General features: G+C 61.4%; 23 protein-coding genes. 11 read left to right on the forward strand and 12 right to left on the reverse strand.

Annotated features, from left to right (window positions below):
• Positions 1 to 25 precede the first annotated feature (25 nt).
• From DKK66_RS13155 to DKK66_RS13165, 3 genes are all read left to right on the forward strand, one after another.
• Positions 26 to 1,456, forward strand: a complete 1,431-nt coding sequence (locus tag DKK66_RS13155) for an MFS transporter (RefSeq protein ID WP_242673493.1) — start codon at positions 26 to 28, stop codon at positions 1,454 to 1,456.
• Positions 1,457 to 1,656: 200 nt separating this feature from the next.
• On the forward strand, positions 1,657 to 3,519 hold the full coding sequence (locus DKK66_RS13160) for a DUF1302 domain-containing protein (protein ID WP_131358804.1): 1,863 nt from the start codon (positions 1,657 to 1,659) through the stop codon (positions 3,517 to 3,519).
• Between the two features lie 89 nt (positions 3,520 to 3,608).
• The gene (locus DKK66_RS13165) at positions 3,609 to 5,084 is read left to right on the forward strand and encodes a tetratricopeptide repeat protein (protein ID WP_131358807.1); all 1,476 of its coding nucleotides are present in this window, start codon (positions 3,609 to 3,611) and stop codon (positions 5,082 to 5,084) included.
• A gap of 6 nt (positions 5,085 to 5,090) precedes the next feature.
• Here DKK66_RS13165 and DKK66_RS13170 read toward each other — a convergent pair whose 3' ends face one another.
• The 10 genes from DKK66_RS13170 to cobA form a co-directional block, all read right to left on the reverse strand.
• Positions 5,091 to 5,432, reverse strand: coding sequence for an FKBP-type peptidyl-prolyl cis-trans isomerase (locus tag DKK66_RS13170; protein ID WP_045846224.1), 342 nt, complete (start codon positions 5,430 to 5,432; stop codon positions 5,091 to 5,093).
• A 75-nt stretch (positions 5,433 to 5,507) separates the two neighbouring features.
• Complete coding sequence (locus tag DKK66_RS13175; protein WP_131358811.1) at positions 5,508 to 6,704, reverse strand: NnrS family protein; 1,197 nt, start codon at positions 6,702 to 6,704, stop codon at positions 5,508 to 5,510.
• 190 nt (positions 6,705 to 6,894) lie between these two features.
• A complete protein-coding gene (locus tag DKK66_RS13180) occupies positions 6,895 to 8,013 on the reverse strand; it encodes an HPP family protein (protein WP_131358814.1) in 1,119 nt (372 codons plus the stop codon).
• A gap of 84 nt (positions 8,014 to 8,097) precedes the next feature.
• Positions 8,098 to 8,535: a MarR family winged helix-turn-helix transcriptional regulator gene (locus tag DKK66_RS13185; RefSeq protein ID WP_131358816.1), complete on the reverse strand. Its 438-nt coding sequence runs from the start codon at positions 8,533 to 8,535 to the stop codon at positions 8,098 to 8,100.
• Positions 8,536 to 8,577: 42 nt separating this feature from the next.
• Positions 8,578 to 8,991 carry a DUF488 family protein gene (locus DKK66_RS13190; RefSeq protein WP_131358818.1) on the reverse strand — a complete coding sequence of 138 codons (414 nt, stop codon included), beginning with the start codon at positions 8,989 to 8,991 and terminating at the stop codon, positions 8,578 to 8,580.
• Between the two features lie 15 nt (positions 8,992 to 9,006).
• On the reverse strand, positions 9,007 to 9,570 hold the full coding sequence (locus tag DKK66_RS13195; protein ID WP_131358821.1) for a Yip1 family protein: 564 nt from the start codon (positions 9,568 to 9,570) through the stop codon (positions 9,007 to 9,009).
• Between the two features lie 140 nt (positions 9,571 to 9,710).
• Complete coding sequence (locus tag DKK66_RS13200) at positions 9,711 to 11,009, reverse strand: hypothetical protein (protein WP_131358824.1); 1,299 nt, start codon at positions 11,007 to 11,009, stop codon at positions 9,711 to 9,713.
• Positions 11,006 to 11,218 (reverse strand): DUF2249 domain-containing protein, encoded by a 213-nt coding sequence (locus DKK66_RS13205; protein ID WP_045846230.1) that lies wholly within the window; start codon positions 11,216 to 11,218, stop codon positions 11,006 to 11,008. Before DKK66_RS13205 ends, DKK66_RS13200 begins: the two co-directional genes overlap by 4 nt.
• The gene (locus DKK66_RS13210) at positions 11,215 to 11,643 is read right to left on the reverse strand and encodes a hemerythrin domain-containing protein (RefSeq protein ID WP_131358827.1); all 429 of its coding nucleotides are present in this window, start codon (positions 11,641 to 11,643) and stop codon (positions 11,215 to 11,217) included. Before DKK66_RS13210 ends, DKK66_RS13205 begins: the two co-directional genes overlap by 4 nt.
• Positions 11,644 to 11,715: 72 nt before the next feature.
• On the reverse strand, positions 11,716 to 12,552 hold the full coding sequence (gene cobA, locus DKK66_RS13215; protein ID WP_131358830.1) for a uroporphyrinogen-III C-methyltransferase: 837 nt from the start codon (positions 12,550 to 12,552) through the stop codon (positions 11,716 to 11,718).
• A gap of 162 nt (positions 12,553 to 12,714) precedes the next feature.
• Between cobA and DKK66_RS13220 the strand changes: the two genes are divergently transcribed.
• From DKK66_RS13220 to DKK66_RS13250, 7 genes are all read left to right on the forward strand, one after another.
• Positions 12,715 to 13,140 (forward strand): cytochrome c, encoded by a 426-nt coding sequence (locus tag DKK66_RS13220; RefSeq protein WP_045846233.1) that lies wholly within the window; start codon positions 12,715 to 12,717, stop codon positions 13,138 to 13,140.
• A gap of 32 nt (positions 13,141 to 13,172) precedes the next feature.
• A complete protein-coding gene (locus DKK66_RS13225) occupies positions 13,173 to 14,600 on the forward strand; it encodes a cbb3-type cytochrome c oxidase subunit I (protein ID WP_045846234.1) in 1,428 nt (475 codons plus the stop codon).
• Positions 14,601 to 14,655: 55 nt separating this feature from the next.
• A complete protein-coding gene (locus DKK66_RS13230; RefSeq protein WP_131358833.1) occupies positions 14,656 to 15,249 on the forward strand; it encodes a cytochrome c oxidase subunit 3 in 594 nt (197 codons plus the stop codon).
• Positions 15,250 to 15,300: 51 nt separating this feature from the next.
• Positions 15,301 to 15,582, forward strand: a complete 282-nt coding sequence (locus DKK66_RS13235; RefSeq protein ID WP_242673494.1) for a cytochrome C oxidase subunit IV family protein — start codon at positions 15,301 to 15,303, stop codon at positions 15,580 to 15,582.
• Between the two features lie 9 nt (positions 15,583 to 15,591).
• The gene (locus DKK66_RS13240; protein WP_131358836.1) at positions 15,592 to 16,395 is read left to right on the forward strand and encodes a CbbQ/NirQ/NorQ/GpvN family protein; all 804 of its coding nucleotides are present in this window, start codon (positions 15,592 to 15,594) and stop codon (positions 16,393 to 16,395) included.
• A 12-nt stretch (positions 16,396 to 16,407) separates the two neighbouring features.
• A complete protein-coding gene (locus DKK66_RS13245) occupies positions 16,408 to 18,240 on the forward strand; it encodes a nitric oxide reductase activation protein NorD (RefSeq protein ID WP_131358839.1) in 1,833 nt (610 codons plus the stop codon).
• A gap of 167 nt (positions 18,241 to 18,407) precedes the next feature.
• Entirely contained in the window at positions 18,408 to 18,623 is a 216-nt protein-coding gene (locus tag DKK66_RS13250) for a DUF3079 domain-containing protein (protein WP_131358843.1), read from the forward strand.
• Between the two features lie 261 nt (positions 18,624 to 18,884).
• Here the strand turns inward: DKK66_RS13250 and DKK66_RS13255 are convergent, their stop codons facing one another.
• Both DKK66_RS13255 and DKK66_RS13260 read right to left on the reverse strand, forming a co-directional pair.
• Positions 18,885 to 20,012 (reverse strand): hypothetical protein, encoded by a 1,128-nt coding sequence (locus DKK66_RS13255; protein WP_131358846.1) that lies wholly within the window; start codon positions 20,010 to 20,012, stop codon positions 18,885 to 18,887.
• A gap of 71 nt (positions 20,013 to 20,083) precedes the next feature.
• Positions 20,084 to 21,292, reverse strand: coding sequence for a hypothetical protein (locus DKK66_RS13260; protein ID WP_207389778.1), 1,209 nt, complete (start codon positions 21,290 to 21,292; stop codon positions 20,084 to 20,086).
• A gap of 346 nt (positions 21,293 to 21,638) precedes the next feature.
• Between DKK66_RS13260 and DKK66_RS13265 the strand changes: the two genes are divergently transcribed.
• Positions 21,639 to 23,366 carry a nitrite reductase gene (locus tag DKK66_RS13265; protein ID WP_045846239.1) on the forward strand — a complete coding sequence of 576 codons (1,728 nt, stop codon included), beginning with the start codon at positions 21,639 to 21,641 and terminating at the stop codon, positions 23,364 to 23,366.
• Positions 23,367 to 23,411: the final 45 nt, after the last annotated feature.

The following is a 23,411-nucleotide window of genomic DNA, read 5'->3' on the forward strand; positions in this document are numbered from 1 at the left end:
CCACCAGGCAAAGGTAAAAGAACCCATGTCCGGTTTTTGCTTGGCAATGGTGGGCAGGTCGGCATATGACAGCGATCCGCAATGCACATCATCACACCACCCAGAAAAGCATCAGGCAAAAATAATGTTGACAATATCAACAACTAACCATATTGTTGATATTGTCAATCAAATAATCATGCGCTTGTTTGTCCGGACAAGACATGCCTGCAAGGAGTTGCCCTTGGCTGAATCAAGCCCATCACGCGAACGCGGTCTGCTGTGGTTGCTGGCGCTAACCCAGTTCACCATCATCATGGACTTCATGGTGATGATGCCGCTGGGGCCGCAAATCATGCACGCCTTTGCCATCAGCCCGGCGGCATTTGCCACTGCGGTCTCGGCTTACTCATGGTGTTCCGGCCTGTCCGGCCTGTTTGCCGCCACCTATATCGACCGCTTTGACCGCCGCCGCCTGCTGTTGGTGATATACGGCCTGTTTGCCGTTTCCAACCTGGTGTGCGCCATGGCAGGTAATTTTCACATGCTGCTGGTGGCCCGTGCGTTTGCCGGTTTGAGTGGTGGTGTGCTCGGCTCCATCATCATGGCCATTGTCAGTGACATCATTCCGGTTTCCCGCCGTGGTGCGGCCACCGGTACCATCATGACCGCCTTTTCGCTGGCGGCGATTGCCGGGGTGCCGGCCGGCATCGTGCTGGGTGCTCATCTGGGTTGGTCTTCGCCGTTTTACCTGCTCGCGGTATTGTCGGTGCTGATCTGGCTGGCCGCGCTGGCGCTGGTGCCTTCCCTTCGGCAGTTCTTGCCAAGTACGCCGCCGTCTTTGCGGCAGGTGTTGCCTGATTTGTGGCATTTGCTAAGCAATCCACAGCACTTGCGGGCCTTTGGTCTGACCTTTGTGATCCTGGTATCGAACATGATGATCGTACCGTTTGTTTCACCGGTTCTGGTGGCGAATCATGGTATTGCGCCGGAGCAGATCGCCTGGATTTACATGGCAGGCGGGGCGGCCACTTTCTTCACATCCCGCCGTATCGGCAAGCTGGCCGACCGCTATGGCAAGCACCGGCTTTTTCGTATCTTTGCGTTGCTTTACATCGTGCCGGTGCTGTTTCTTACCCACCTGCCTGCTATTCCGCTGATTGCGATTGTGATTGTTTTTTCCGTGTTCATGGTGGTGTCTTCCGGACGTATGATTCCCATGCAGGCCTTGTTGACCACGGTGCCACCAGCAGGCCATCGTGGAGCATTTCTCAGTGCCAATAGTGCCATTCAGTCTTTTGGTAATGGCTGCGGAGCATGGTTGGGTGGAATGTTGTTAAGTCATGGTGCCGGTGGCCAGATTCTGGGTTATGGCCTGAATGGCTGGTGTTCTGTGGCTCTGGTAGGCGTGGCCTTGTGGTGGGTGGGGCGCGTCCAGGGGCAAGTGACGCCCGAGCTGGCGAAGGCGCACTCCTGAAGGCAAGGGGTGTGGCCAGGTAATGCGATATGGCTGGTGGATGAGAAAATGTAATGGTGTTGTGCTGGTTGAAGTTTTGCTGCCGACGTTAGAATGACGACCTGATCTGATACGCAGCCATCAGCCGATTGAGGAAACGGCGTGGCATACAAGGCGTTGCGGATGTGATGGTTTGAATTCGGGGCATAATCATAACAAGCATGCAAAACAAGAATGGCAGGGCACCATTGGCACGACCATGGTTAAGCGGCAGCAGCAACTTGCTGCTTGGGGCAGGGCTGGGTGCGTTGTGCTTGCCACTGTGGGCAGCGGAAGTCAGCAATGGCATAACCACCATCAAACCGCAGCTGGGGGAGGCCACGTCGCTGGATGTCGGCGCTGCCAACCTGTCCGTGCGCGGCTGGCTGGGCCTTGGTACGGTAATCCGCGCGGCCAACCCGGACCCGGTACTGGTCAAGGGGGCGTCCATGAATACCCTGAACGATGGTGATCAGAACTATCGTGCCGGGGATGCCGTTTCCAGCGCGATTGAAAGCTATGTGCAGGCCGACTTGCAATACCAAGGCCTGGGGCTGCGGCTGGCCGGCAAGGCCTGGTATGACTACACCCAGGCACAGCAATCGGTGCTGCATGGCAATGTAAGCAACCATTACCAGTCTGGCGCTCCGCTGAGTGATGAAGGCTTCGTGCCTTTGGGCCGATTTGGCAATGTGGTGCTGGATGATGCCTATGTATATGGCACCACTGCGCTTGCCGGCTATCCCCTGCAGTTGCGTGCCGGGCGGCAAACCATTCCCTGGGGGAGTCCCACTGCCGGGGGCATGCTGTCCCAGGTCAATGCCACCGATTACGCAGCACTCAGTCGCGCCAGTTCGGTGGCGGCCGAGACGGGTATTCCGGACTGGGCCGTCTACGGCAAGCTGAACCTCAGCGAGCGGCTGACCCTGGATGCCTTTTACCAGTTTGCTTTTGCTCCCAATGTCTATCCCGGTTGCGGTACCTTTTATTCCACTGGCGATTATGTGCAGCCAGGGTGTAATCAGCTCACCCTGAACGGTGCCTTGCTGTCTGCCATTGCCCACCGCAGCATCAGCACCAGCGATGCGCAGTCCGTGAGTAACGCGCTGGACTATGTTAGCCGCGCTCCAGACCGCCTGCCATCCGGTGGGCAATATGGTGCCGGCCTGCAATATCTGCTTAATGGCGTGGGCAGGTTTGGTTTTTATGCGGCCAATATCGACAGCAAGGTGGGTTATACCGGTGTGCAGCACAATACTGCGGGCGTGCTGACTCCTTTGCTGGCCAATACTGGCCAGGCGCAGGCTACCGGACTGAGCAGCCAGTATTACCGCAGCTATCCGGCTAATCTGCATTTGTTTGTGCTGAACTTTGCCAGCCGTCTGCCGGACCAGACCGGGCTGTATGCCGAGCTGGGTTATATACCGGACCAGCCACTGGCCTGGAACGGCGCTGATTTTCTCAACGGCCTGTTGCTGGGGCGTGGCCCGCTGGCGCGCTTGTACAAACTGCCGGCAGGTGCCAGCGCAGACGGCTATGACCGCTATCAGGTGATGAATCTCAGCCTCGGCGGGGAGCGTCCGCTGGGCAAATGGGCTGGTGGTGATTTCAAGTTGGCGGCTGAACTTGGTTTCAAACATGTATTCTCCCTGCCAGACCCGGCCGTGATGCGCTATGGCCGAGCCGGCTGGGGCATGGCGGCCAGCCAGGCTTATGCCACTTGCAGTGGCGATGCCGCTACCTGCCGGCTGGACGGCTTCATCACCAGCAATGCCTGGGGTGCCCGGCTGCGGCTGGAGGCCCGCTATGCCACCGGCTGGCCGGATATCACGCTCACCCCCGCACTGACCCTGGGGCAGGATGTGCGTGGCTATTCCTATGATGGCCAATATTCTCAGGGGCGGTTTACCACCATGTTCAGCCTGGCGCTGAATGTGCGGCGAGACTACCAGCTGGACCTGAGCTATCTGAAAACCGGCGGTGGTGATTACAATGTGCTGCGTGACCGCAGCCTGGTTTCCCTGGGGCTGGGCATGCGCTTGTAAGCCGCACGTCCTGTTTGCCAGTACCGGGGCAGCCCCTTACACTGGCGGCGCTGTTTTCCCCGCCCACCCATGCCAATACCCCAGTCGACATGAACCAACAACTCGCGCTCAACAAGATCAATCAGGCCATGCAGCATCTGCAACAGGGAAAGGCTGCCATGGCGCGTGACAGTTTGAGTCGCGTCCTGAAGGCCTTCCCCGACAGCCCGGAAGTGCATTTCCTGCTGGGTCTTGCCTTGGTGCAACTGGTGCAGCCCAAGGGAGCACTCGCCCATTTCAACAGTGCCATTGCGCTGGCACCGGACCTGGCCGAAGCCTATGTCAATCGTGGCATCCTGTTGAAAAACCAGCAGCAGTTGACCAAGGCCTTGCAGGATCTGGACCGTGCCGTTGCTCTGCGTCCTGGCATGGCGGAGGCCTACAGCAACCGAGGCAATGTGCGGGTATTGCTGGACCAGCCCGAGCAGGCTGGCGCGGACTTTGCCATGGCGATACGGCTGGACCCGCACAATGCCGATGCGCTGGTGAATATGGCGGCGCTCAAGGCGGATGGCGGGGAGTATGCAGAATCGAAGGTGCTGCTGGAACGTGTGCTTGCGCTGCGGCCCAATGATGCTCTGGCACGGCATAACCGTGGCTGGCTGTCATTGCTGCAAGGCGACTATGCCCGTGGCTGGCAGGACTACGAAGCGCGCAAGCTGGACAAGCAGCTAAGCCTGCGTGCCGGCTTGCAGCGCTTTTCCCAGCCGGAATGGCAAGGTGAGGACCTCTCGGGCAAGACGCTGCTTTTGCATCAGGAGCAGGGCCTGGGCGATGCCATCCAGATGCTGCGTTACCTGCCGCAGTTGCAGGCGCAAGGCGCTCGGGTGCTGATCCTGCTTAATGCGGCGCTGGTACCGCTGGCCAGCCAGTTGTTGCCGTCCGGTCAGGTGTTTACCCAAGGTGAGGCACTGCCGCACTTTGACTTGCACTGCCCGGTGATGTCGCTGCCCTTGCGTATGGCCACCACGCTGGACAACATTCCGGCGGCGCAGGGCTATCTGGCGGTGGATGACGCTTGCCAGCAGCATTGGGCGGGCTTGCTGGGAGAGAAGAAACGCTTGCGTGTCGGGCTGGCATGGTCCGGTTCGGCCAAGCATCTGAATGACCGCAAGCGCAGCCTGACACTGGCTGCGCTGTCCGGTCTGCTGCAGCCCGATCTGCTGCAACAGGCTGTCGAGTGGCACAGCCTGCAACGCGAATACCGTGAAGATGCAGGCGAGCGGGCTGCCTCCGGCATCATCGACCATGCGGCGCAACTGCACACCATGCAGGACACCGCCGGGCTGATCAGCCAGCTGGATCTGGTGATCAGCGTGGATACCTCGGTGGCGCACCTGGCCGGTGCTTTGGGCAAGCCGTGCTGGCTGCTGCTGCCGTTCAACCCGGATTTCCGCTGGGGGCTGGGCCGTAGCGATAGCCCGTGGTATGCCAGCATGCGCTTGTTCCGTCAGTCGCAGCCCGGTGACTGGGCCAGTGTGCTGGATGAAGTTGCCGGCCTGTTGGCACAGCAGGCGGCTGACTGAAGTCTGTCAGTCGTCGCGGGTGAGCACTTCCAGCACTTCGATTTCAAACAGCAAATTGGAGTGCGGCGGAATGCGCGTGCCGATCTGCCGCTCGCCATAAGCCAGCGCCGCCGGAACCCACAGCTTGCGCTTGCCGCCCACTTTCATGCCCATCAGGCCGATATCCCAGCCCTTGATCACCCGGCCGGTGCCGATCACGCACTGGAAGGGGCGTCCCTTGTCATGCGAGGAGTCAAACTTGCTGCCATCTTCCAGCCAGCCGGTGTAGTGGGTGGTAATCAGTGCGCCGCGCACCACTTCCTTGCCGTCACCAATGTGCAAGTCTTCGATTTTCAGTTGCTGGTCCATCTGTTCCGTTACCGCTTCTGTTGCATGTCAGGCGGCATTTTAGCCGCCCTGTGGCAGCGGGAGAAGCAAGATGCACTAGCCGGGCTGGCCATCGCTGCGCGCTTGCAGATACAGCCGGACAAAACGCAGGCTCCAGCCCAGCAGCAACAGCAGGCAGGCGCAGGCGCTCAATACATACAGGCGGGCTGACCACGTGGCGGGCAGGCAGTCGGTGGTCACGCGCAGCAAGGCCATGCCATGCACCGCCAGATACAGCCGCCACAGCCAGGCAGGTGCTTGCAGCGGCTGACCGGCATGGCCCAGCGACACGCGGGACACAAAGGCAATCACCATGCTGATGAAAAAGCCGGTGGTGATGGCATGCAGCGGCGCCAGCCCCAGCGACACCGGCAGCAGCGCGGCCAGGCTGTACAGCAAGAAAGCCAGCGGCAGCCAGGCAAAAGACAGGTGCAGCATGCACAGCAGACGATTCTGCCCGGTACGCCAGCCCTGCCAGCGCCGACAGATATAAACCAGCAACAGGAAGAAGGGCAGGTCCGCCGGCACGGTCGTCAGTCCTGCAATAGACAGCAGGCCGTGCAGCCAGCTGCCGCTTAGCATGGCCCACAGCAGCCAGTCCGGCTTCCAGGCCGGAATTTCCGGCATGGCGCTGACGGTGAAAAACGGCAGCATGCGGTGGCAGACGGTGAGGAATACTGGCAGCAGAAAGCCCCACAAGGCCAGGTCGCGCATCAGCAGCCAGCCGCTGGCATTGCCGCTGCACAGCCAGTACAAGCCAGCCAGCAAACCGGCAAAGCCCAGTGCAAAGCCGCACAGCACCATCCATGCGTGCAGACGGTTTGCCTGCTGGCTACGCCATATCAATTGGCCAAACGTCAGCGTCAGCCCGGCAAAACCGGCGCTATACAGCAGCTGCCCGGCCAGCAAGCACGCACGGCCCAGACCAAGACCGACCAGCCACAACAGCAATCCGCCGGCCAGCAAGGCCGGTACGCCCAGGTAACGGGGGCGGGATGGCGCAGGCACGCCCAGCCAACGCGGCCCGGCGGTAAAGATGAAGCCGGTCATGAATAGCGGAAAGATGCCATACAGCATCAGGAAGGCATGGGCCATCACCGCCGGGACAGCAGGCAGGATGGGGTGGCTGCCCAGGCGCGAGGCCAGTTCGGCAAACCAGGCCGCAAACAGCAACAGCGCCAGCAGCATGCCAAACAGAAAGGCAATGCGGTGCGGTGCGCGCAGCAAAGGGTGGGGGAGTGGCTGGGTGTTCATGGCGGGCTCGATGCAGGTGGTGATAGCCGAGTATCGCCAGCAGGCGGGCAGGATAGGAATGATTCGCGTCAAGACAATCGGCCTTGCCTGTCAGGCAGACAGGCACGGTGGACTGGCTGGTGGTGGCCAACCGCTGCCTTGCACCCCCGGGGCAAGCAGGCGCAAAGCAGCCGTTTCCTGTTGTCTGCCCTTACTGCTTGAACAACACGGCGATCAGGTCTGACTGGGTAATCATGCCGCACAACTGGCCGGCGGCATCGATCACCGGCATGTGGTGCATGCCGCCATCGGAAAAGGCCACTGCCAGTTCGCTGATGGGCTGGGTAGCCTGCAGGCTGCGCACCGGCTGGCTCATGATGTCGGCCACCTTGCCATCCAGCCGCGCTGCCTGCGGGATGGCACTGGCTTGATGGTGGGGCAGGAAGAAGTCATGCAGTGACACCATGCCTTGCAGCTGCCCGGCGGCATCGGTCACTGGCAAGGCTTTTACCTTGTGATGGGCCAGTTTGTCCCAGGCTTGCTGCAAGCTGGCATCCGGCCGGATGGACACCACATCACGCGACATGATGTCGGCACAGCGGATGGCACCAAAGCGGCGCTTTTGTGCCTGTTGTTCTGCTGCGGTGAAAATGGCGGCCAGGTCGTCCTCGCTGACATCCAGCACTTCGCCAAAATCGGCCAGAGCCTGGTGCAGGTCCTGCTGGTTGAAGGCACGGCGTTCGCTGGGCAGCGGGTCCTGCGTGTGGTGCGGATTGGCGTTGTCTGCCGGCAGATGCGGATAACGGCGCTGCACGGCATTGTTGAACAGCAAGGCCACGCCCAACAGCAGCAGGGAATTGGCCAGAACCGGCCACAGCACAAACTGGAAGCCCATGGCCTGGATGGCCGGGCCGCCCAGTACGGCGGTAATGGCGACGGCACCGCCGGGCGGGTGCAGGCAGCGCAGCTGGAACATGGCGGCAATGGCCAGGGCACCGGCCATGCTGGCCGCAAGTCCGGGGTCGGCAATGGTGTGGGCGCAGGCTACGCCGATGACGGCGGAAACCAGATTGCCCAGCAACATGGACCAGGGCTGGGCCAGCGGACTGGAAGGAACTGCAAACAACAGCACGGCGGAAGCGCCCATCGGGGCGATGAACCAAGGGCTGGAGCCACCCAGTGCGGCACGGCTGATCAACTCGGTCAGCAGCAGGCCAATACCGGCACCGACACAGCCATAAAGCCGTTCACGGCGGCCCGCCAGTAACTGGGCAGGCAGGAAGCCACGCAGCCAGTGCCGCGTGCGTGGGGTTTGGGGTGAAGAAGTCATGACAGATACAGATGTGGGGTGGGAGGATATTATATCGCGTAGCGATATTTTCATGCGCAGAACCGCCGGTGCGGGCTGACTTGCTCAGGCTTGCAGCTTTTGCTGTACGTTCAGCAGCAAGTCCAGCGACTCGGCACCGCCAAGGTCTTTCAGCAGCAACAGCTCCTCGCGGTGCAGGGCGGCCAGCTTGGCCACCAGCTCCTGCCCCTTGGGCAACAGGCTGATTTCTACCTGGCGGCCATCCTGGCGGCCCGGGGTTTTCTTTACCAGGTCCTGCTCCTCGCAGCGTTTGATCAGCCCCACCACGCTGTGATGATGCGATTGCAGCCGCTCGGCCAGTTCCGCCACCGTGGCCCAGTCGCGCCCCGGGTAGCCCTGCACCTGCAATAACAGCAGGTATTGCAAGGGCGTGATGCCGTGCTCTTGCGCCAGTTCTTCACTGAAACGCAAAAACTGGCGCAGGCGGTAACGGAAATCGGCCAGGCGTTCGAAATCCTGTTTGCTGAGTAGCGGAGCGGTCATGGTGGGCAACAGCGGGGAGAAAACACAAGTCTGCTCACCATATCACAACAGCCCGCCACTGCCGAATTGCGCGGCAAAGCAAACCGGGGACGCATAGGCAAGCGGCATCTCCTCTTGCTGCTGCAGGAACAATTGCAAGGCACGGGCGGCGCTGAGCGTGTCATCGGCTTCGGCATGCAGCAGGATGATGTGTTGCCGTCTGGCCATGTGTGCCAGCCATTCCCAGCGCTGCGGATTATTGTGCAGCACGGCCCAGTAGATTTCGCAAAACTGGCTCCAGCGTTCCTCGCGCCAGTGCATCCAGTCGCTCAGGCCCGGTGCGGGCGACAATGCCGGCACATGACGCAAGCGGCGCACAACATCGGCTGGCAGGCCGGCAGGCGGTTCGCTGCCGATCAGGAAGGCCGGTGTGGAGTCAGGCTGGTAGCTTTGCAGGGATTGCAGGGTGATATGCATGATGACTGGCTCCGTTTACAACAAGGGCAGCAGCAAGAGTGCCACTACAAACAGCCATACCAGCGCACCGATGGCGAAGATGGTATAGGCCAGCGACAGGGTATGCACCGAGTCATCGTGCTCGAACCAGGCATCCAGGCCGTGGTATAGCAGGCCTGCCGATGCCGCCAGCCCCAGCAGCGCGCACAGCACATTCAGCGCCGGGTAAGGCAGCAGCAAGGACACGGCAGACAGCCAGATGGGCAGCGGCACCAGCGCTGCCAGCCGGTAGCAGTCGGCAAAGGCCGGGCGGCTGCTGGCACGTACCGACTGGCGGATGACCCAGGCCATCAGGCTGACGGCCAGCCAGCTGGTCAGCAGCAGGATCAGGCTGGCTTGCTGCCAGTTTTGCAGCGGCACGCCGGGAGCATAGCTGTCGGCATGATAAGTGGCGGTGTACAGCACCATGCCGCCGGCAAACAGGGATGCAGGCAGCACGATCTTCACAAAGCTGTTCAGCACGGATGGATGACGCTGGCCTAGCTGGTCCCAGCCATGGCGTGATGAGTAAATCATCTGGAGCGGGTGTTGCAGGTTCATGGCGATCTCCTTGGCAGCGACAGGCTGCCATCCAAATATATATCGCAATACGATATAAATCCACAGCAAAATGCACACATGGGGGAGCATGCTGGAGTGGGGAGTGGGGAGTGGGGAGTGGGGAGTGGGGCTCGCCCTGCTCAGGCGGCGGGCTGTGCTGGCTGCTGTCCTGGTCGCAGGCAGATGGCCAGCACTTGCCGGTAGCGCAGCCATAGCCTGAGTGCATGCCAGGCTGCCATGACAGCCAGCAGCAGGCTGAGCATGGCCAGTGCGCTCTGCCAATGGGCTGGCCAGCTACACCAGGCCAATGCTGTCAGCAGCCACAGCGCATGCAGGCCGGTCAGCCACCGCACGGCTTGTTCGGAGAGGAAACCATGCGTGGCGGGCAGTACGCCACGCGGGGGCTGCAAGCGTTGCAGATGCAGCCAGGCCAGAAACGGGGCAATTTTACCCAGCATGCCCAGCACGCAAGCCAGCCCCAGGCCACCCAGCCACAGCACGCCACAGTACAGCGGCAGGCTGGTGTTGGCAGGCCAGCAAGGGGCGGCGAGGGCACATGACAGTCCTGACAGCAAAGCCAGCATGGCCAGCAGCCAGCTCAGCCACAGGGGGTCTTGCTGGCGGCGACAGCGGCGCAGCTGCTGCAGGGTGAGGCTGGCAAATGCGGCGGCGGGAAGACCGGCAAGTGTCAGCCAGTTGTTTATTTTGTCCTGCTGCCACAGCAGCAACAGGCTGAGTGCCAGCAGCAGCACCGACTGGCCGGGCAATAGCTTGCGGGTAAAGGCGGGAAAGGCCGGGGAGATCAGAAACAGCGGAATTACAGTCTGGCTGACGGCCAGCAGCAAGGCCAGCAACCAGCCCAGACCAGCCCACAGCACATGGCTGTGCAGCAAAGGCAGGAAGGGCAGCTGGAGTTGGCCACCCAGTGTCAGTACCAGCAACAGGCCCAGGCTCAGCGCCACGCCCAGCCCGCCCAGGGCCAGACGCAACCCCTGGCTGGTGGCATCACGCGCCGGGCTGCGCCACAGGCTGGGCAGCGCATGCAGCAGCAGCGCCAGCCCGGCGCTGTAAGCCAGTAGCGCGCCGGCAGTCAGCCATGTCGCGGCAAAGCCATGACTGAAGCCCCAGCACAGACAGGCGACACCGGCCTGCCACGCGGGGAAGATACGCCACCACAAGGCACGCGGGCTAGGCGTACCTACCCCGGCGGCCACCGCCAGCAGCTGTAATACGGCACCGAACATGGTGTTGCCCAGCACGCCCAGCGCCAGCAAGTGGGTGAGGGTGACAATCAGCGGATCGAAGCGGTTGGCAAGGACAGTGTCGCCCAGCAGCAGGGTGAGCCCGGTGATCAGCAGCCAGGCGAGGCTGGCTGCAAAAAAGCTGCCCGGCAACCAGGGCGGCGGGGCAGCTTCGTAAGACAGCCAGGCCTGGCTCATGGCCGGCTCAGGATCAGGATGACGCCGCCGTCACCGGACAGTTCGAAACGGAAGTCCAGCCCCTGTTGCTGTAACAGCGGCAGCAGCGGGCTGGGATGGTGCGGCAGGATGTAGGCCGCTTGCTGGCCCGGTGCCAGCCCGTCCGCTTCGTCCAGGATGATTTCCATCGGCTGAGGCGGCGGCAGCTGGCGCAGGTCGCGCGGGCTCATGCGGCGGCTCCGGCGGCAACTAGGTCGGCAAAGCCGGTAATGTGCTGGCTGCACATGGGGTAAAGAATGTTTTCTTCTTTCATGTTGTGCTGCTGCATCAGGATAAGCAGCGTGTCGGCACAGCCCAGATAGTCGCCGGCATGCTCGGATGACAGCAGCTGCGCCATGTCCTGCATCAGTGCGCGCATCTGGCTGTGTTCGTTGCGCATCACCATCGTGGGGCCCATCTGGCTGCCAGTAGCGGCTTCGAAGGCCGGAAACAGGCTGTCTTCTTCCAGCGCAAAATGTTGCAGCATGCCGTTGTGGAAGGCTTGAAACACGGCCCGGGCCTTGGGCCAGTCGCCCTGGCGCACCGCTGTTTCGGCGATGGCGAAGTCGGCATCGCACAGGCGATGTTGTTCGGTCAGTTGCTGGATGGCATTCATGGTGCTTTGCCTTGGCTGAGGTTGATGGTGAGCAGTATTGCCTGTTTGCGGCTGCGGCCTGAATGACCCGTATCAAGAAATCACTGCTTGCTGGCGCAAGGCCTGCAACTGTTGATGCAGGGTGACCACGCTGCCGATGATGAGCAGCGCCGGGCTGGCAATCTGCTGGTCGGCAATCAGCTGCGCCAGCGTAGCCAGCTGGCCGCACACGCAACGCTGGGCTGTGCTGCAGGCCCTTTCCACGATGGCCACCGGCGTGGCCGGGTCGCGGCCATGGGCCAGCAGCTGGCTGGCGATATGGGCCGCCTCGCCCAGCCCCATATACACCACCAGGGTCTGCTCCGGCGTGCTGTGCTGTGTCCAGTCCAGTGCGCTTTCCCCCTGACGGCGGTGGCCGGTGACCAGGCTGCAACCCTGGGCATGGTCGCGATGGGTAAGCGGCAGTCCCAGCGCGGCGGCGGCACCCAGCGCGGCGCTGATGCCCGGTACCACTTCGCAGGGGATGCCCGCAGCCGCCAGCGCCAGCATTTCCTCGCCCCCCCGGCCAAACAGCAAGGGGTCGCCGCCCTTGAGCCGCACCACGCGCTGGCCGCTGCGGGCAAAGTCGATCAGCAACTGGTTGATGTCGGCTTGCGGCAAGGTATGGCGGCTGGCGCGCTTGCCCACACAGATGCGGCTGGCCTGCGGCGGTGCCAGCCGCAGTATCTGCGGGTCCAGCAGGTGGTCGTAAAGCAGTACATCCGCCTCTCCCAGTCGCTGTACTGCGCGCAGGGTGAGCAAGTCCGGTTCGCCCGGGCCGGCCCCCACCAGGCAAACGCTGCCGGGGGCAAATACCTTGCTGTCTCTTGGGGTGGAGTGGGGGCTGCCGGCCGGCGTGGGCGGCAGCGGGGGCAGGGCTGGGCGGTGCATGCAGACTCCCGGGCAAAGGCTTGCCAAATGACGATGCCGCCAGTGTAGGAAGGAGGGGGGCCGGGAATCGTTGATACGAATCAATGCTATCGGGATGCCCGAATCCGTACATTTCGCCCCAGGTACCGGACGTGCCGGTGCAAGCACTTTGAGGAGGACGTGATGAGCGCGAGCTTCACCAAATCGACGGCCCGCAACATCTTTTACGGTGGGTCGGTGTTCTTTTTCCTGTTGTTCCTGGGGCTGACGCTGGATACCACCATGGCCCTGCCCAGCCATAACGCCAAGGCCAAGCTGACCGATGCGGCGGTGCGCGGCAAGAAGATCTGGGAGACGCGCAATTGTGGCGGCTGCCATACCTTGCTGGGCGAGGGGGCTTATTTCGGACCGGAGCTGGGCAATGTGTATGTGCGCCGTGGCCCGGATTTCATCAAGGGCTGGATGAAGGCCATGCCCACCAACGTACCCGGTCGTCGCCAGATGCCGCAGTTTCATCTGAACGAGGGCGAGCTGGACGACGTGGTGGCCTTCCTGAAATACACCTCCGAGATCAATACCAATAACTGGCCGCCCAATATCCAGGGCTGATCGCACCAGACCAATCGCTGACGGAGATACACATGAGCAATGCAAGTGCGGCAACGCTGGCGGCTGAACAAGCCCGTGCGCCAGCCCAGATCAAATACCGCTCGCAGGCGGTGGCCAAGCCTTATTTCATGGCGGCCATCGGCCTGTTCATCGGCCAGATCCTGTTTGGCCTGATCATCGGCCTGCAGTATGTGAAGGGGGACTTCCTGTTCCCGGCCATCAATTTCAGCACCGCGCGCATGGTGCATACCAACCTGTTGATTGTCTGGCTGCTGTTCGGCTTCATGGGGGCGGGTTACTTCCTGATTCCGGAAGAATGCGAGCGCGAGCTGTACAGCCCGAAACTGGCCATCATCACCTTCTGGGTGTTCCTGGTAGCCGGTGCGCTGACCATTGTCGGCTACCTGGGCCTGCCCTATAACGTGCTGGCCCACCTTACCGGTAACGACTTGCTGCCCACCATGGGGCGCGGTTACCTGGAGCAGCCGCTCATCACCAAGGTGGGCATCGTGCTGGTGGCGCTGTCCTTTTTGTTCAACCTGTCGATGACCTTGCTGTCCGGCCGCAAGACCAGCATCAGCATCGTGATGCTGCTGGGGCTGTGGGGCCTGGCCATCTTCTTCCTGTTCTCCTTCGTCAACCCCAGCAACCTGGTACTGGACAAGTACTTCTGGTGGTGGGTGGTGCACCTGTGGGTGGAAGGCGTGTGGGAGCTGATCATGGGTGCCATGCTGGCCTTCGTGCTGGTGAAAGTGACCGGGGTGGACCGTGAAATCATCGAAAAATGGCTGTACCTGATCATTGCCATGACGCTGATCACCGGCATCATCGGTACCGGTCACCATTATTTCTGGATCGGCACACCGGCTTACTGGCAGGTATGGGGTTCCATCTTCTCCGCACTGGAGCCGGTGCCCTTCTTCATGATGACCATGTTTGCCTTCAATATGGTCAAGCGTCGCCGCCGTCAGCACCCCAACCAGGCTGCCACGCTGTGGGCGCTGGGCACCGGTGTGATGTCCTTCCTGGGCGCGGGCGTCTGGGGCTTCCTGGGCACGCTGTCGGTGGTGAACTACTACACCCACGGCACGCAGCTGACTGCTTCGCACGGGCACATGGCCTTCTACGGTGCTTACGCCATGGTGGTGCTGACCATGATTTCCTACACCATGCCGCTGCTGCGTGGCCGTGAAGCCAACAGCCCTCAGGCGCAGAACGTGGAAAAACTGGCGTTCTGGGTGATGACCCTGTCCATCGTCGGCATCACGCTGTGCCTGACAGCTGCCGGGGCAACACAGGTGTGGTTGCAACGCATGTCGAGCGCACCGCTGTCCTTCATGGAAACGCAGGACCACATCATGCCGCTGTACTGGGCACGTCTGGTGTGCGGTCTGGGCTTCTTCAGCGGCCTGATGCTGTACCTGATCAGCTTCTTTGTCACCGGCAAGCGCGAAGCCTGAGTGAACCGAGCAACAAGCGGCCCGCAAAGGGCCGTTTTTTCATTGGAGACAAACCATGCCTGCCAACAGCCTGCTGCTGGAAGACATACCGCAAGACCGTCATGTGCCGGGAGACCTGGCCATGTGGTGTTTCATCCTGGCCGAACTGGCGGTGTTCGGCGTGTTCTTCCTGGTGTACGGCTATCACCGCTGGCGTGATCCGGCACTGTTTTCCCACGGCCAGCAGCAGCTGCACCTGCTGCTGCCCACACTCAATACCTTGCTGTTGCTGGCGGGCAGTGCTGCCATCGTGGCTGCCGTGCGCGCCTTTGCGTTGAACCGTCAGCGCAGCGGGCGGCGCTGGCTGATGTCCACCATGCTGGCCGGTGGCGGTTTTCTGGTGCTCAAGGCCATCGAGCTGGGTGGCAAGTTTGCCGCTGGCATCACCCTGTCCAGCGGCGATTTCTGGATGTTCTACCTCTCGCTCACCGTGTTCCACTTTCTGCATGTGGTGCTGGGCATGGTGATTGTCGCCGCCGTGTGGTGGCAGGCCCGCGACGGGCGCTATGCCGGTGCGGCCATTGATGGCGTGGAAACCGCAGCCGCCTACTGGCATATGGTGGACCTGGTGTGGATTGTGCTGTTTGCGCTGATTTACGTGGCGCGTTAAGCGCCGCAGTTTGTTGGCAGGGCTTATCTGGAATCAAGGCCATGGCCCTGCATGGCCGGTATCGTTGACCCCATGAACACACCCGCCCCCCTTACCCAATGGCTGTTGTGGGCCTGGCTCAGTGGCCTGACCCTGCTGGCGGCCGTGCTGGCTGAAACCGGCCAGCTGTCACAACACTGGCTGGCACCGCTGGTGCTGGGTTTTGCCTGGCTCAAGGGCTGGGTGGTCATCGAGCGATACATGGGGCTGCGCCATGCCCCGCACTGGCTGCGCGCCAGCGTGCATGGCTGGCTGCTGCTGGTGACCGGTGTGCTGCTGTTGAGTTTTCGCTAAGGAAAAGCCATGAACGCACCGCTGCGTCCCGAATTATCCGCGCCGTTCTACCAGCCACAAGGCGATGAATGCCAGCTGTTTGAAGCCGCCTGGCAGCAGCAGTTGCCGGTGTTGATCAAAGGCCCCACTGGCTGTGGCAAAACCCGCTTTGTCGCCCATATGGCAGCCCGGCTGGGCCTGCCGCTGATTACCGTGTCCTGTCATGACGACCTGTCCGCTGCCGACCTGGTGGGTCGCCACCTGATTGGCGATGGCCAGACGGTATGGTGCGACGGCCCGCTCACCCGTGCGGTGCGTCAGGGCGGCATCTGTTATCTGGATGAAGTGGTGGAAGCACGCAAGGACACCACCGTGGTGCTGCACCCGCTCACCGACGACCGCCGCATCCTGCCCATCGAACGCACTGGCGAAGTGCTGGTGGCCCCGCCCGGCTTCATGCTGGTGGTGTCCTACAACCCCGGCTACCAGCATGTGCTCAAAACCCTCAAGCCCAGCACGCGCCAGCGTTTTGTCGCCATGAGCTTCGATTTTCCGTCTGCCGAAGTGGAACAGCAGGTGGTGATGCAGGAATCCGGCCTTGCCGCGGCACAGGCGCAGCAGCTGGTGACACTGGCCGGCCAGTTGCGCCGCCTGTCCGGTTACGACCTGGACGAATCGGTCAGCACCCGCTTGCTGGTGTATGCCGCCAAGCTGATGGCATCGGGCATGCGCCCGGCGCTGGCCTGCCGCACCGCGCTGGCCGAACCGCTGAGCGACGAGCCGGACACCGTGGCCTCCTTGCTGGCCATCATTCACACCCAGTTTCCTGCCTGAGCGGGGCCTGTCATGGAAGATATCGTCGGCGGCTGGTGGGACAAGCTGGTCAAGCGTGCAGCCTATCGCGGCCATGCCGCCGCTGCGGTGCGGCTGGAGCAGGTGGCACCGCTTGCGCCGGTGTTCTTTCGTGCCATGGGCGGCGACCCGGCACTGGCGCTGCGCTCCACCGTGGGGACCGAACACGGCGCCCGCCGCCGCTGGCTGGAGCGCCTCTCCGGCACCGGCGAGCGAGTGGAACTGGCCTGGTCCGACCAGCAGGCCTTTTATCTGCCGGAAAAAATCGAGCTGTTTGCCGATGCGGCGCTCAATCGCGAACTGTATTTCTGGCTGATGGCACTGGCTGCCACTGCGCAGCCTGCCGGTGACTGGCTGAATGCCAACCGACAGGCCGCTGCCGCATGTCTGTCCGCCATGCCCGGCCTGGCTGCCAGCTATCAGCGGCTGGTGGCAGCCCATCTGCCACAGCGGCCAGACCCGGCCCGCCTGCCGCCAGCCGAAGCCGCCTGGGAGCGTGCCATCCGCCAGGCCCTGCTGCAGCCACAGCAAGTGCTGGACACGCCGCCGCCAGCCCGTGCCCCTTATCCCTTGCCCTTGTGGCTGCACCCGGCCCCGCCCACGCTGGAGCATACCGCCCCGTCCACCGCGCAGGACCCGCAGCAAAGCGGCCCGCGCAGCAAGCCGCAACAGCGCCAGCGCCGCCGCTACCGTGCCCAGCGCGTGGTGCAGGACGAACGCAAGAACGGCATGTTGATGATCTTCCGCGCCGAGAGCCTGTTTACCTGGGACGAATACGTCAAGGTCAACCGCCATACCGACGAGGATGACGACGACAACGCCGCCGCCGCGGCCGAGGACATGAACCGCCTGTCGCTGGCGCAGGATGCCCACACCAAGGGCGGCAAGCTGAAGTTCGACCTGGACCTGCCCGCCGCCGCCTGGGACGACACCCCGCTGGGCCCCGGCCTGCTGCTGCCGGAATGGAACTGGAAACAGCAAAGGCTAGTGGATGACCACTGCCGCCTGCAGCCCATGCTGCCGCGCGATGCCGTCCCCGCCGCCTTGCCTGCGCGTTTGCTGCCGCTGGCCCGCCGCCTGCGCCGCCAGTTTCAGGCGCTGGCACCGGAACGTACGCGCAAGAGCGGACAGGAGTGCGGGCCGGACATCGACATCGACCGCGTCATCCGCTTCATGGCCGAACGCCACAGCTGCGTGGCCCAGTCCGAACCCGGCCTGTACCAGGCGTGGCCGCCGGGCGAGCGCAGCCTGGCCTGCCTCACCCTGGCCGACCTGTCGCTCTCCACCGAAAGCTGGGTAGGGGACGAGGCTGGCCGGGTGATCGACGTCATCCGCGACAGCCTGCTCTTGTTTGCCGAAGCACTGTCCGCGGCAGGCGACAGTTTTGGCCTGTACGGCTTTTCCTCCATCCGCCGCCAGGAAGTCCGCTTTCAGGTACTGAAAGACTTTGCCGAACGCTACGACGACAGCACCCGTGGCCGCATTCTGGCCATCCGCCCCGGCTATTACACCCGTATGGGCGCGGCCATCCGCCAGAGCAGCCGCATCCTGCTGCAACAGCCGGCCGCACGCCGCCTGCTGCTGATCATCTCCGACGGCAAGCCCAACGACCTGGACCACTACGAAGGTCGCTACGGCATCGAGGACACCCGCCAGGCCATTCTGGAAGCCCGCCGCGACGGCCTGTTGCCGTTCTGCCTGACGGTGGACCGTGAAGCAGGGGATTATCTGCCCCATCTGTTTGGCCACCGTGGCTATGTGGTGGTGCAACAGGCACAGATGCTGCCCAGCGTGCTCACCCGCTTGTATGCCCATTTGACGGCCTGAGCAGCCCGTCCGCGGCCCGGGCGCAACCCGACTCCAAGGTGTAATCACCTTCTTCACCCGGCCTTGTGCCGGGTTTTTTTTGATATGCGGCAAGTCGCCAGCCAGCCCATGCCCGGACAATGGCAGGCAGCTGCTCGGCAGATTCATACACTGGAAAGGAAGACCAGATGGCCCGGAAATTTCCCCTGCACCCGGCGCACCCGGAGCGCATTTGCTGGGGCTGCGACAAATACTGCCCGGCCGACTCCCTGCAATGCGGCAATGGCTCCGGCCGCACCCAGCACCCGGCGGAAGTACTGGGCGAGGACTGGTATGAATACGGCGACTGGGGGCTGGAGGTGGAGCCGGAACAAAAATCGCTGATGCTGCCGGAGAAGGGCTGAAGCGCCGTAAGGCTTCTAGCCGTCTGTTGAAGACAGGAACGAGCGCAGGCGAGCCGGTCCGACTTGGCGGTCAACCTTATGTGAGACTGCTTTGTACTGCGGCGGCTTGGTGGTACTTGGTTCCAATAGTGTGTACGCCGTCTGTTGCAATGCCCGCTGGCGTTGCAGCCACGCGGTAAAGTCGGGGTTGGTATAAATCAGTTTTTGCAGTACCACCCGCTGTGCGTGATGACCTGTGGCCAGTCAGTGCTTGCTTGGGTTTCATTGGTAGGCCATCAGAATCCAGCGCACCGGCTCTACCTGGGCGGGGTAGCCCAGCCAGCGCCCCAGCAAGCGGGGATAGTGCACCGGTAAAGGGGGCAGCAGGCTGCCCTGAGCAAAAAAGCGTTGTACGTCGTAACCCGGCAGGCGGTTGCTAATGCTGTGCGGTGGAAACTGGGCATGCCAGATACCGCTTTGCGGGCAACTCTCGCCTGTGTGGCAGGTGGTGCCCAAGGGTAGTGCGTCGCGCTGGAGTGGTACACGCGCGGAGGATTTGATCAGCGGATGGGCCGGGCGGGTGACTTCCGGTGGCAGCTCCGGGTTGCGCTGGCCGGGCGGCGGTGGGGGCAAGGGCGGGTCCTGGTAGTGCAGGTCGATATGCTTGCCTTCCTTGTGCAAGCGGATTTCCGCACTATCGCGCCGTTCGCGATACCACTTGGCCTTGGCCGGCCAGAAGGCGCGCCAGTTGGCACGGTCTTTTTCTGGAATATCTTCGCGCAGATAACTTTCCATGCTTTGGAAGTCGATGGTCAGCAAACCAGTGCCCAATTGTTTGGGGTCCTCCCAGGTGGGGGAGCGGCGGAATTCAATTTGGGCAAACACATTGTCGGCATAGAACATCCAGTAAGGGCTGGCGATCCAGTCGATGCGCTGCCAGTTGTGTGGGCTGAGGTCCATCTCACCATCTAGTGGCAACAGTTGCTTGGTCACGACATAGTCAAACTGTTCCTGCCCTCTTAGCCGTGGTGCGTCATAGTAAAACAGCGGTCGCCAGCCTTTGGCACGGAATTGTTGCAGCAGGCTGTTGATATACAACCGTACTGCCTCATTGTTTAAAGTATCTTGATCGGTGAGGGCGGCAAATAGGCTAAATTTTTCTAGTCCTGCTGATAAATAATCGGTATTCAGCGTTCCCATGACGCTAAGAACATAGGGAATGGTCAGACTAGCTTTGCCTTGCGCCAGTTGAACCTTCGCCAATTGGTGTGGATCTCGATTTATTTCGTAAAATGTCAGCCCGGCTGGTTGGACATTCAAGCGCAGTAGATCGGCATTGCGCTGGGCAAATATATCGGCGTTTTCACCTACTTTAATGGTGATTTCAATCGGATTAATGACATTGGACATGGGTTTGGAATCACTCTGGTCAGGTTGGCAGGCATTAAGCATCAGTAATAGCAGGCAAGATAGTAATGGTTTCATCGCATGCACCATGGGTCGTGTTGGCGTAATACCAGTTCAAAAGTGGTCATCTCGGGGTTATGCCAACTGGCGATGCTGCGCAATTGCTGGTCCATATATTCAGCTTGCGTCTCCATCAAGCCATGGAATTGTTTTGCCGCTAAACCAATCCACCGCATTCGACTGTTTTCGTTTTCCAATATGGTGTCTTTGGGCACTTCGGATTTGAGCTTGGGATCCTTGGTTTCACAGGCGGCGGCAAACACCAGTTCCAGCGGTGGCAAGATGGTTTTGGTGAGCAGGGCCAGAGCCTGGCTGGTTTCATCCACGTACTGCGGCGGCTTGGTGGTACTTGGTTCCAATAGTGTGTCCGCCGTCTGTTGCAATGCCCGCTGGCGTTGCAGCCACACGGTAAAGTCGGGGTCGGTATAAATCAGCTTTTGCAGTACTACCCGCTGTTCGTGATTGGCGATGGCCAATAAATGGGCGAGTTGTTTTTCTCGATATGTGTCCGATCCCGGCTGAAGCTTCTCAATCTCGCGTACCAAGAGCATGCCCTTCTGGGCATAGGACGACAGTTTCAGGTGTTGCAAGCGCGGCAGCGCCTGCTCGGCCCAAGGCAGCTGCGTCAGCTGGCTTTCCATCACCTCATAGAGTTTTTCACCGCGCGTACTGGCGCAGTGGAAGTAGGCGCTGTAGTCATAGCTGTGCAGCCAGTGAATGGGGGCAATGTCCTGAAACAGCCAGAAATTGCCTTTGCCCAGGCCATCGGCCACGGCGTCGATGCCCAGCTTGGCGGCGGCTTTGACGGCGCGGTGTTCCAGGGAGCAGGCCACGGTTTTGCTGGCGAATGCGCCCAGTGCCATCCAGTAGTAGCGGCCCTTGCGCTTGGGGTCGCCAAACTCTTCGGTTTCCAGATAGAAACGGGCATAGGTGGCGGCCACGGTACGGGCGCGTACCGACTTGGTCGTTACATCGCCTTTGATGGGGCGGTATGTGGTAGGACTGATGGGTTTTATCCGGATGCTGAACGGTGATGGTGGCCGGCCTGGCGGGGTGGAGGGCGAGATCCGCACGATGGCAAACTGCTGCGCCAGGCTCCAGGCGGTTTGGCAGGTGCCTTCCAGATAACACACCGAATTGGGTTTGCTATTGAGCATGCTGGTGGCAGTGAGATTGTCTTTGCTCATGATCTGGCGAGTGGTGAGCGGATTGGGCTGGCTCATGACGGGTCTCCTGGCTGGGGGGCGGGATAGGAGTGATGACGTTGGCAATAATCAAAGTGCCCATGGTGAGATGCCAATCAGATAAGTAGGAGTTTGTGTGGTGAAAGGTCGAATTATTTGTTTTGTTAAAACGAGGCGGGGTTAAAGAACCATAAGTGGATGTAGCGGATGGTATGTGGTGGTGCATGTCATGCCTTGGTTTTTGATTCATCGCGGGCAGGGTTGTGCATTGTTTCAACCCTGTAAGGCCCATGGTTAAACCGTTGATTCGTATCAAGGAGGGGGATATGCCCGCGGGATGAAGATGCCGGCAACCAAGCATTACTGTCACGCTGGAGCCCTAACCATGAAGACCCCGCGCTTGTCCTGGCTGCCAAGAAGTGTGTTGCTGGCGGCCCTGCCTTTTTCCGTGTTGCAGGCCTGGGCGGATACCGCCACTACCTCGACTTCCGCCCCGGAGGCGAAATACCAGGGAGCCGCCTCGCCGCTGGTTTCCGAGCCCATGCACCAGAACATCAACCCCAAGGCTCCGCCGATGACCGAGGCGGAGTTCACCCACGCCAAGCAGATTTACTTCGAACGTTGCGCCGGCTGTCACGGGGTGTTGCGCAAGGGCGCCACCGGCAAGCCGCTGACACCGGACATCACCCTCACGCGGGGCACCGAATACCTGAAGACTTTCATCAAGTACGGTTCGCCAGCCGGCATGCCCAACTGGGGGACTTCCGGTGAGCTGAGCGATGCCCAGGTGGACCTGATGGCGCGTTATGTGCAGCAGGAACCGCCCACTCCGCCGGAATTCGGCATGAAGGACATGCTGGGCACCTGGAAGGTGCTGATTCCGCCGGAAAAGCGGCCAACGCATAAAGAGAACAATCTGGATGTGGCCAACCTGTTCTCGGTCACCCTGCGCGATGCTGGCCAGATTGCCCTGATCGATGGCAATAGCAAGCAGATTGTCAGCGTGCTGAAAACCGGCTACGCCGTGCATATTTCCCGCCTGTCGCAGTCCGGCCGCTACCTGTACGTGATTGGCCGCGACGGCAAGATCAACCTGATCGACCTGTGGATGGCCAAGCCGGACACGGTGGCGGAAATCCGCATCGGCCTGGAAGCCCGTTCGGTGGAAACCTCCAAGTTCAAGGGCTTTGAAGACAAGCTGGCGGTGGCCGGGGCCTACTGGCCGCCACAGTACGTGATCATGGACGGCAACAGCCTCAAGCCGCTGAAGATTGTCGGCACCCGTGGCATGACGGTGGATAACGAATACCACCCGGAACCGCGCGTGGCCTCGATTGTGGCCAGCCACTACAAGCCGGAATTCGTCATCAATGCCAAGGAAACCGGCAAGATCATGATGGTGAATTATTCCGACCTGTCCAACCTGAAAACCACCACCATCGACGCGGCCAAGTTCCTGCATGACGGCGGTTTCGATACCACCGGCCGTTACTTCATGGTGGCTGCCAATGCCTCCAATAAGGTCGCGGTGGTGGATACCAAGCTGGACAAGCTGGCCGCGCTGGTGGATGTGGGCAAGACCCCGCACCCGGGCCGTGGTGCCAACTTTGTCGACCCGCAATACGGCCCGGTATGGGCCACCGGCCACCTGGGCGACGACAGTATCAGCCTGATCGGCACCGACCCGGACAAGCACAAGGCCCAGGCCTGGAAGGTGGTGCGGGTACTCAAGGGGCAGGGCGGTGGTTCGCTGTTCATCAAGACTCACCCGAAATCCCACAATCTGTGGGTGGATACCGCGCTGAACCCGGATGCAGCGGTCAGCCAGAGCGCTGCCGTGTTTGACATCAATCATCTGGACAAGGGCTTTGTCACCCTGCCGATTGGCGAGTGGTCTGGCCTGGGCGATGGTGCCAAGCGCGTGCTGCAGCCGGAGTACAACAAGGATGGCAGCGAGGTGTGGTTCTCGGTGTGGAGCGGCAAGGACAAGCAATCGGCCATCGTGGTGGTGGACGACAAGACCCGCAAGCTCAAGGCCGTGATCAAGGACCCGCGCCTGATCACCCCCACCGGCAAGTTCAATGTGTTCAACACCCAGCACGATATTTATTGATTTGAAATAAGTCGTCGCCGTCCTTTCACTGTTGAAATCCGGCAG

Origin of the sequence: Aquitalea sp. USM4, assembly GCF_004328945.1 — a bacterium.
Taxonomy (GTDB): Bacteria; Pseudomonadota; Gammaproteobacteria; order Burkholderiales; family Chromobacteriaceae; genus Aquitalea; species Aquitalea pelogenes.

Bases quoted from the DNA above. Each gene is read 5' to 3' on its own strand.
- DKK66_RS13185 (WP_131358816.1), bottom strand. From the start codon at position 8,535: ATGACCGCTCCGCTACTCAGCAAACAGGATTTCGAACGCCTGGCCGAT.
- DKK66_RS13180 (WP_131358814.1), bottom strand. From the start codon at position 8,013: ATGACTTCTTCACCCCAAACCCCACGCACGCGGCACTGGCTGCGTGGC.
- DKK66_RS13230 (WP_131358833.1), top strand. From the start codon at position 14,656: ATGCCTGCCAACAGCCTGCTGCTGGAAGACATACCGCAAGACCGTCAT.
- DKK66_RS13245 (WP_131358839.1), top strand. From the start codon at position 16,408: ATGGAAGATATCGTCGGCGGCTGGTGGGACAAGCTGGTCAAGCGTGCA.
- DKK66_RS13195 (WP_131358821.1), bottom strand. From the start codon at position 9,570: ATGAACCTGCAACACCCGCTCCAGATGATTTACTCATCACGCCATGGC.
- cobA (WP_131358830.1), bottom strand. From the start codon at position 12,552: ATGCACCGCCCAGCCCTGCCCCCGCTGCCGCCCACGCCGGCCGGCAGC.
- DKK66_RS13200 (WP_131358824.1), bottom strand. From the start codon at position 11,009: ATGAGCCAGGCCTGGCTGTCTTACGAAGCTGCCCCGCCGCCCTGGTTG.
- DKK66_RS13155 (WP_242673493.1), top strand. From the start codon at position 26: ATGTCCGGTTTTTGCTTGGCAATGGTGGGCAGGTCGGCATATGACAGC.
- DKK66_RS13170 (WP_045846224.1), bottom strand. From the start codon at position 5,432: ATGGACCAGCAACTGAAAATCGAAGACTTGCACATTGGTGACGGCAAG.
- DKK66_RS13235 (WP_242673494.1), top strand. From the start codon at position 15,301: ATGGCCGGTATCGTTGACCCCATGAACACACCCGCCCCCCTTACCCAA.
- DKK66_RS13220 (WP_045846233.1), top strand. From the start codon at position 12,715: ATGAGCGCGAGCTTCACCAAATCGACGGCCCGCAACATCTTTTACGGT.
- DKK66_RS13210 (WP_131358827.1), bottom strand. From the start codon at position 11,643: ATGAATGCCATCCAGCAACTGACCGAACAACATCGCCTGTGCGATGCC.
- DKK66_RS13165 (WP_131358807.1), top strand. From the start codon at position 3,609: ATGAACCAACAACTCGCGCTCAACAAGATCAATCAGGCCATGCAGCAT.
- DKK66_RS13240 (WP_131358836.1), top strand. From the start codon at position 15,592: ATGAACGCACCGCTGCGTCCCGAATTATCCGCGCCGTTCTACCAGCCA.
- DKK66_RS13160 (WP_131358804.1), top strand. From the start codon at position 1,657: ATGCAAAACAAGAATGGCAGGGCACCATTGGCACGACCATGGTTAAGC.
- DKK66_RS13225 (WP_045846234.1), top strand. From the start codon at position 13,173: ATGAGCAATGCAAGTGCGGCAACGCTGGCGGCTGAACAAGCCCGTGCG.
- DKK66_RS13260 (WP_207389778.1), bottom strand. From the start codon at position 21,292: ATGAGCCAGCCCAATCCGCTCACCACTCGCCAGATCATGAGCAAAGAC.
- DKK66_RS13205 (WP_045846230.1), bottom strand. From the start codon at position 11,218: ATGAGCCCGCGCGACCTGCGCCAGCTGCCGCCGCCTCAGCCGATGGAA.
- DKK66_RS13190 (WP_131358818.1), bottom strand. From the start codon at position 8,991: ATGCATATCACCCTGCAATCCCTGCAAAGCTACCAGCCTGACTCCACA.
- DKK66_RS13175 (WP_131358811.1), bottom strand. From the start codon at position 6,704: ATGAACACCCAGCCACTCCCCCACCCTTTGCTGCGCGCACCGCACCGC.
- DKK66_RS13250 (WP_131358843.1), top strand. From the start codon at position 18,408: ATGGCCCGGAAATTTCCCCTGCACCCGGCGCACCCGGAGCGCATTTGC.
- DKK66_RS13255 (WP_131358846.1), bottom strand. From the start codon at position 20,012: ATGTCCAATGTCATTAATCCGATTGAAATCACCATTAAAGTAGGTGAA.
- DKK66_RS13265 (WP_045846239.1), top strand. From the start codon at position 21,639: ATGAAGACCCCGCGCTTGTCCTGGCTGCCAAGAAGTGTGTTGCTGGCG.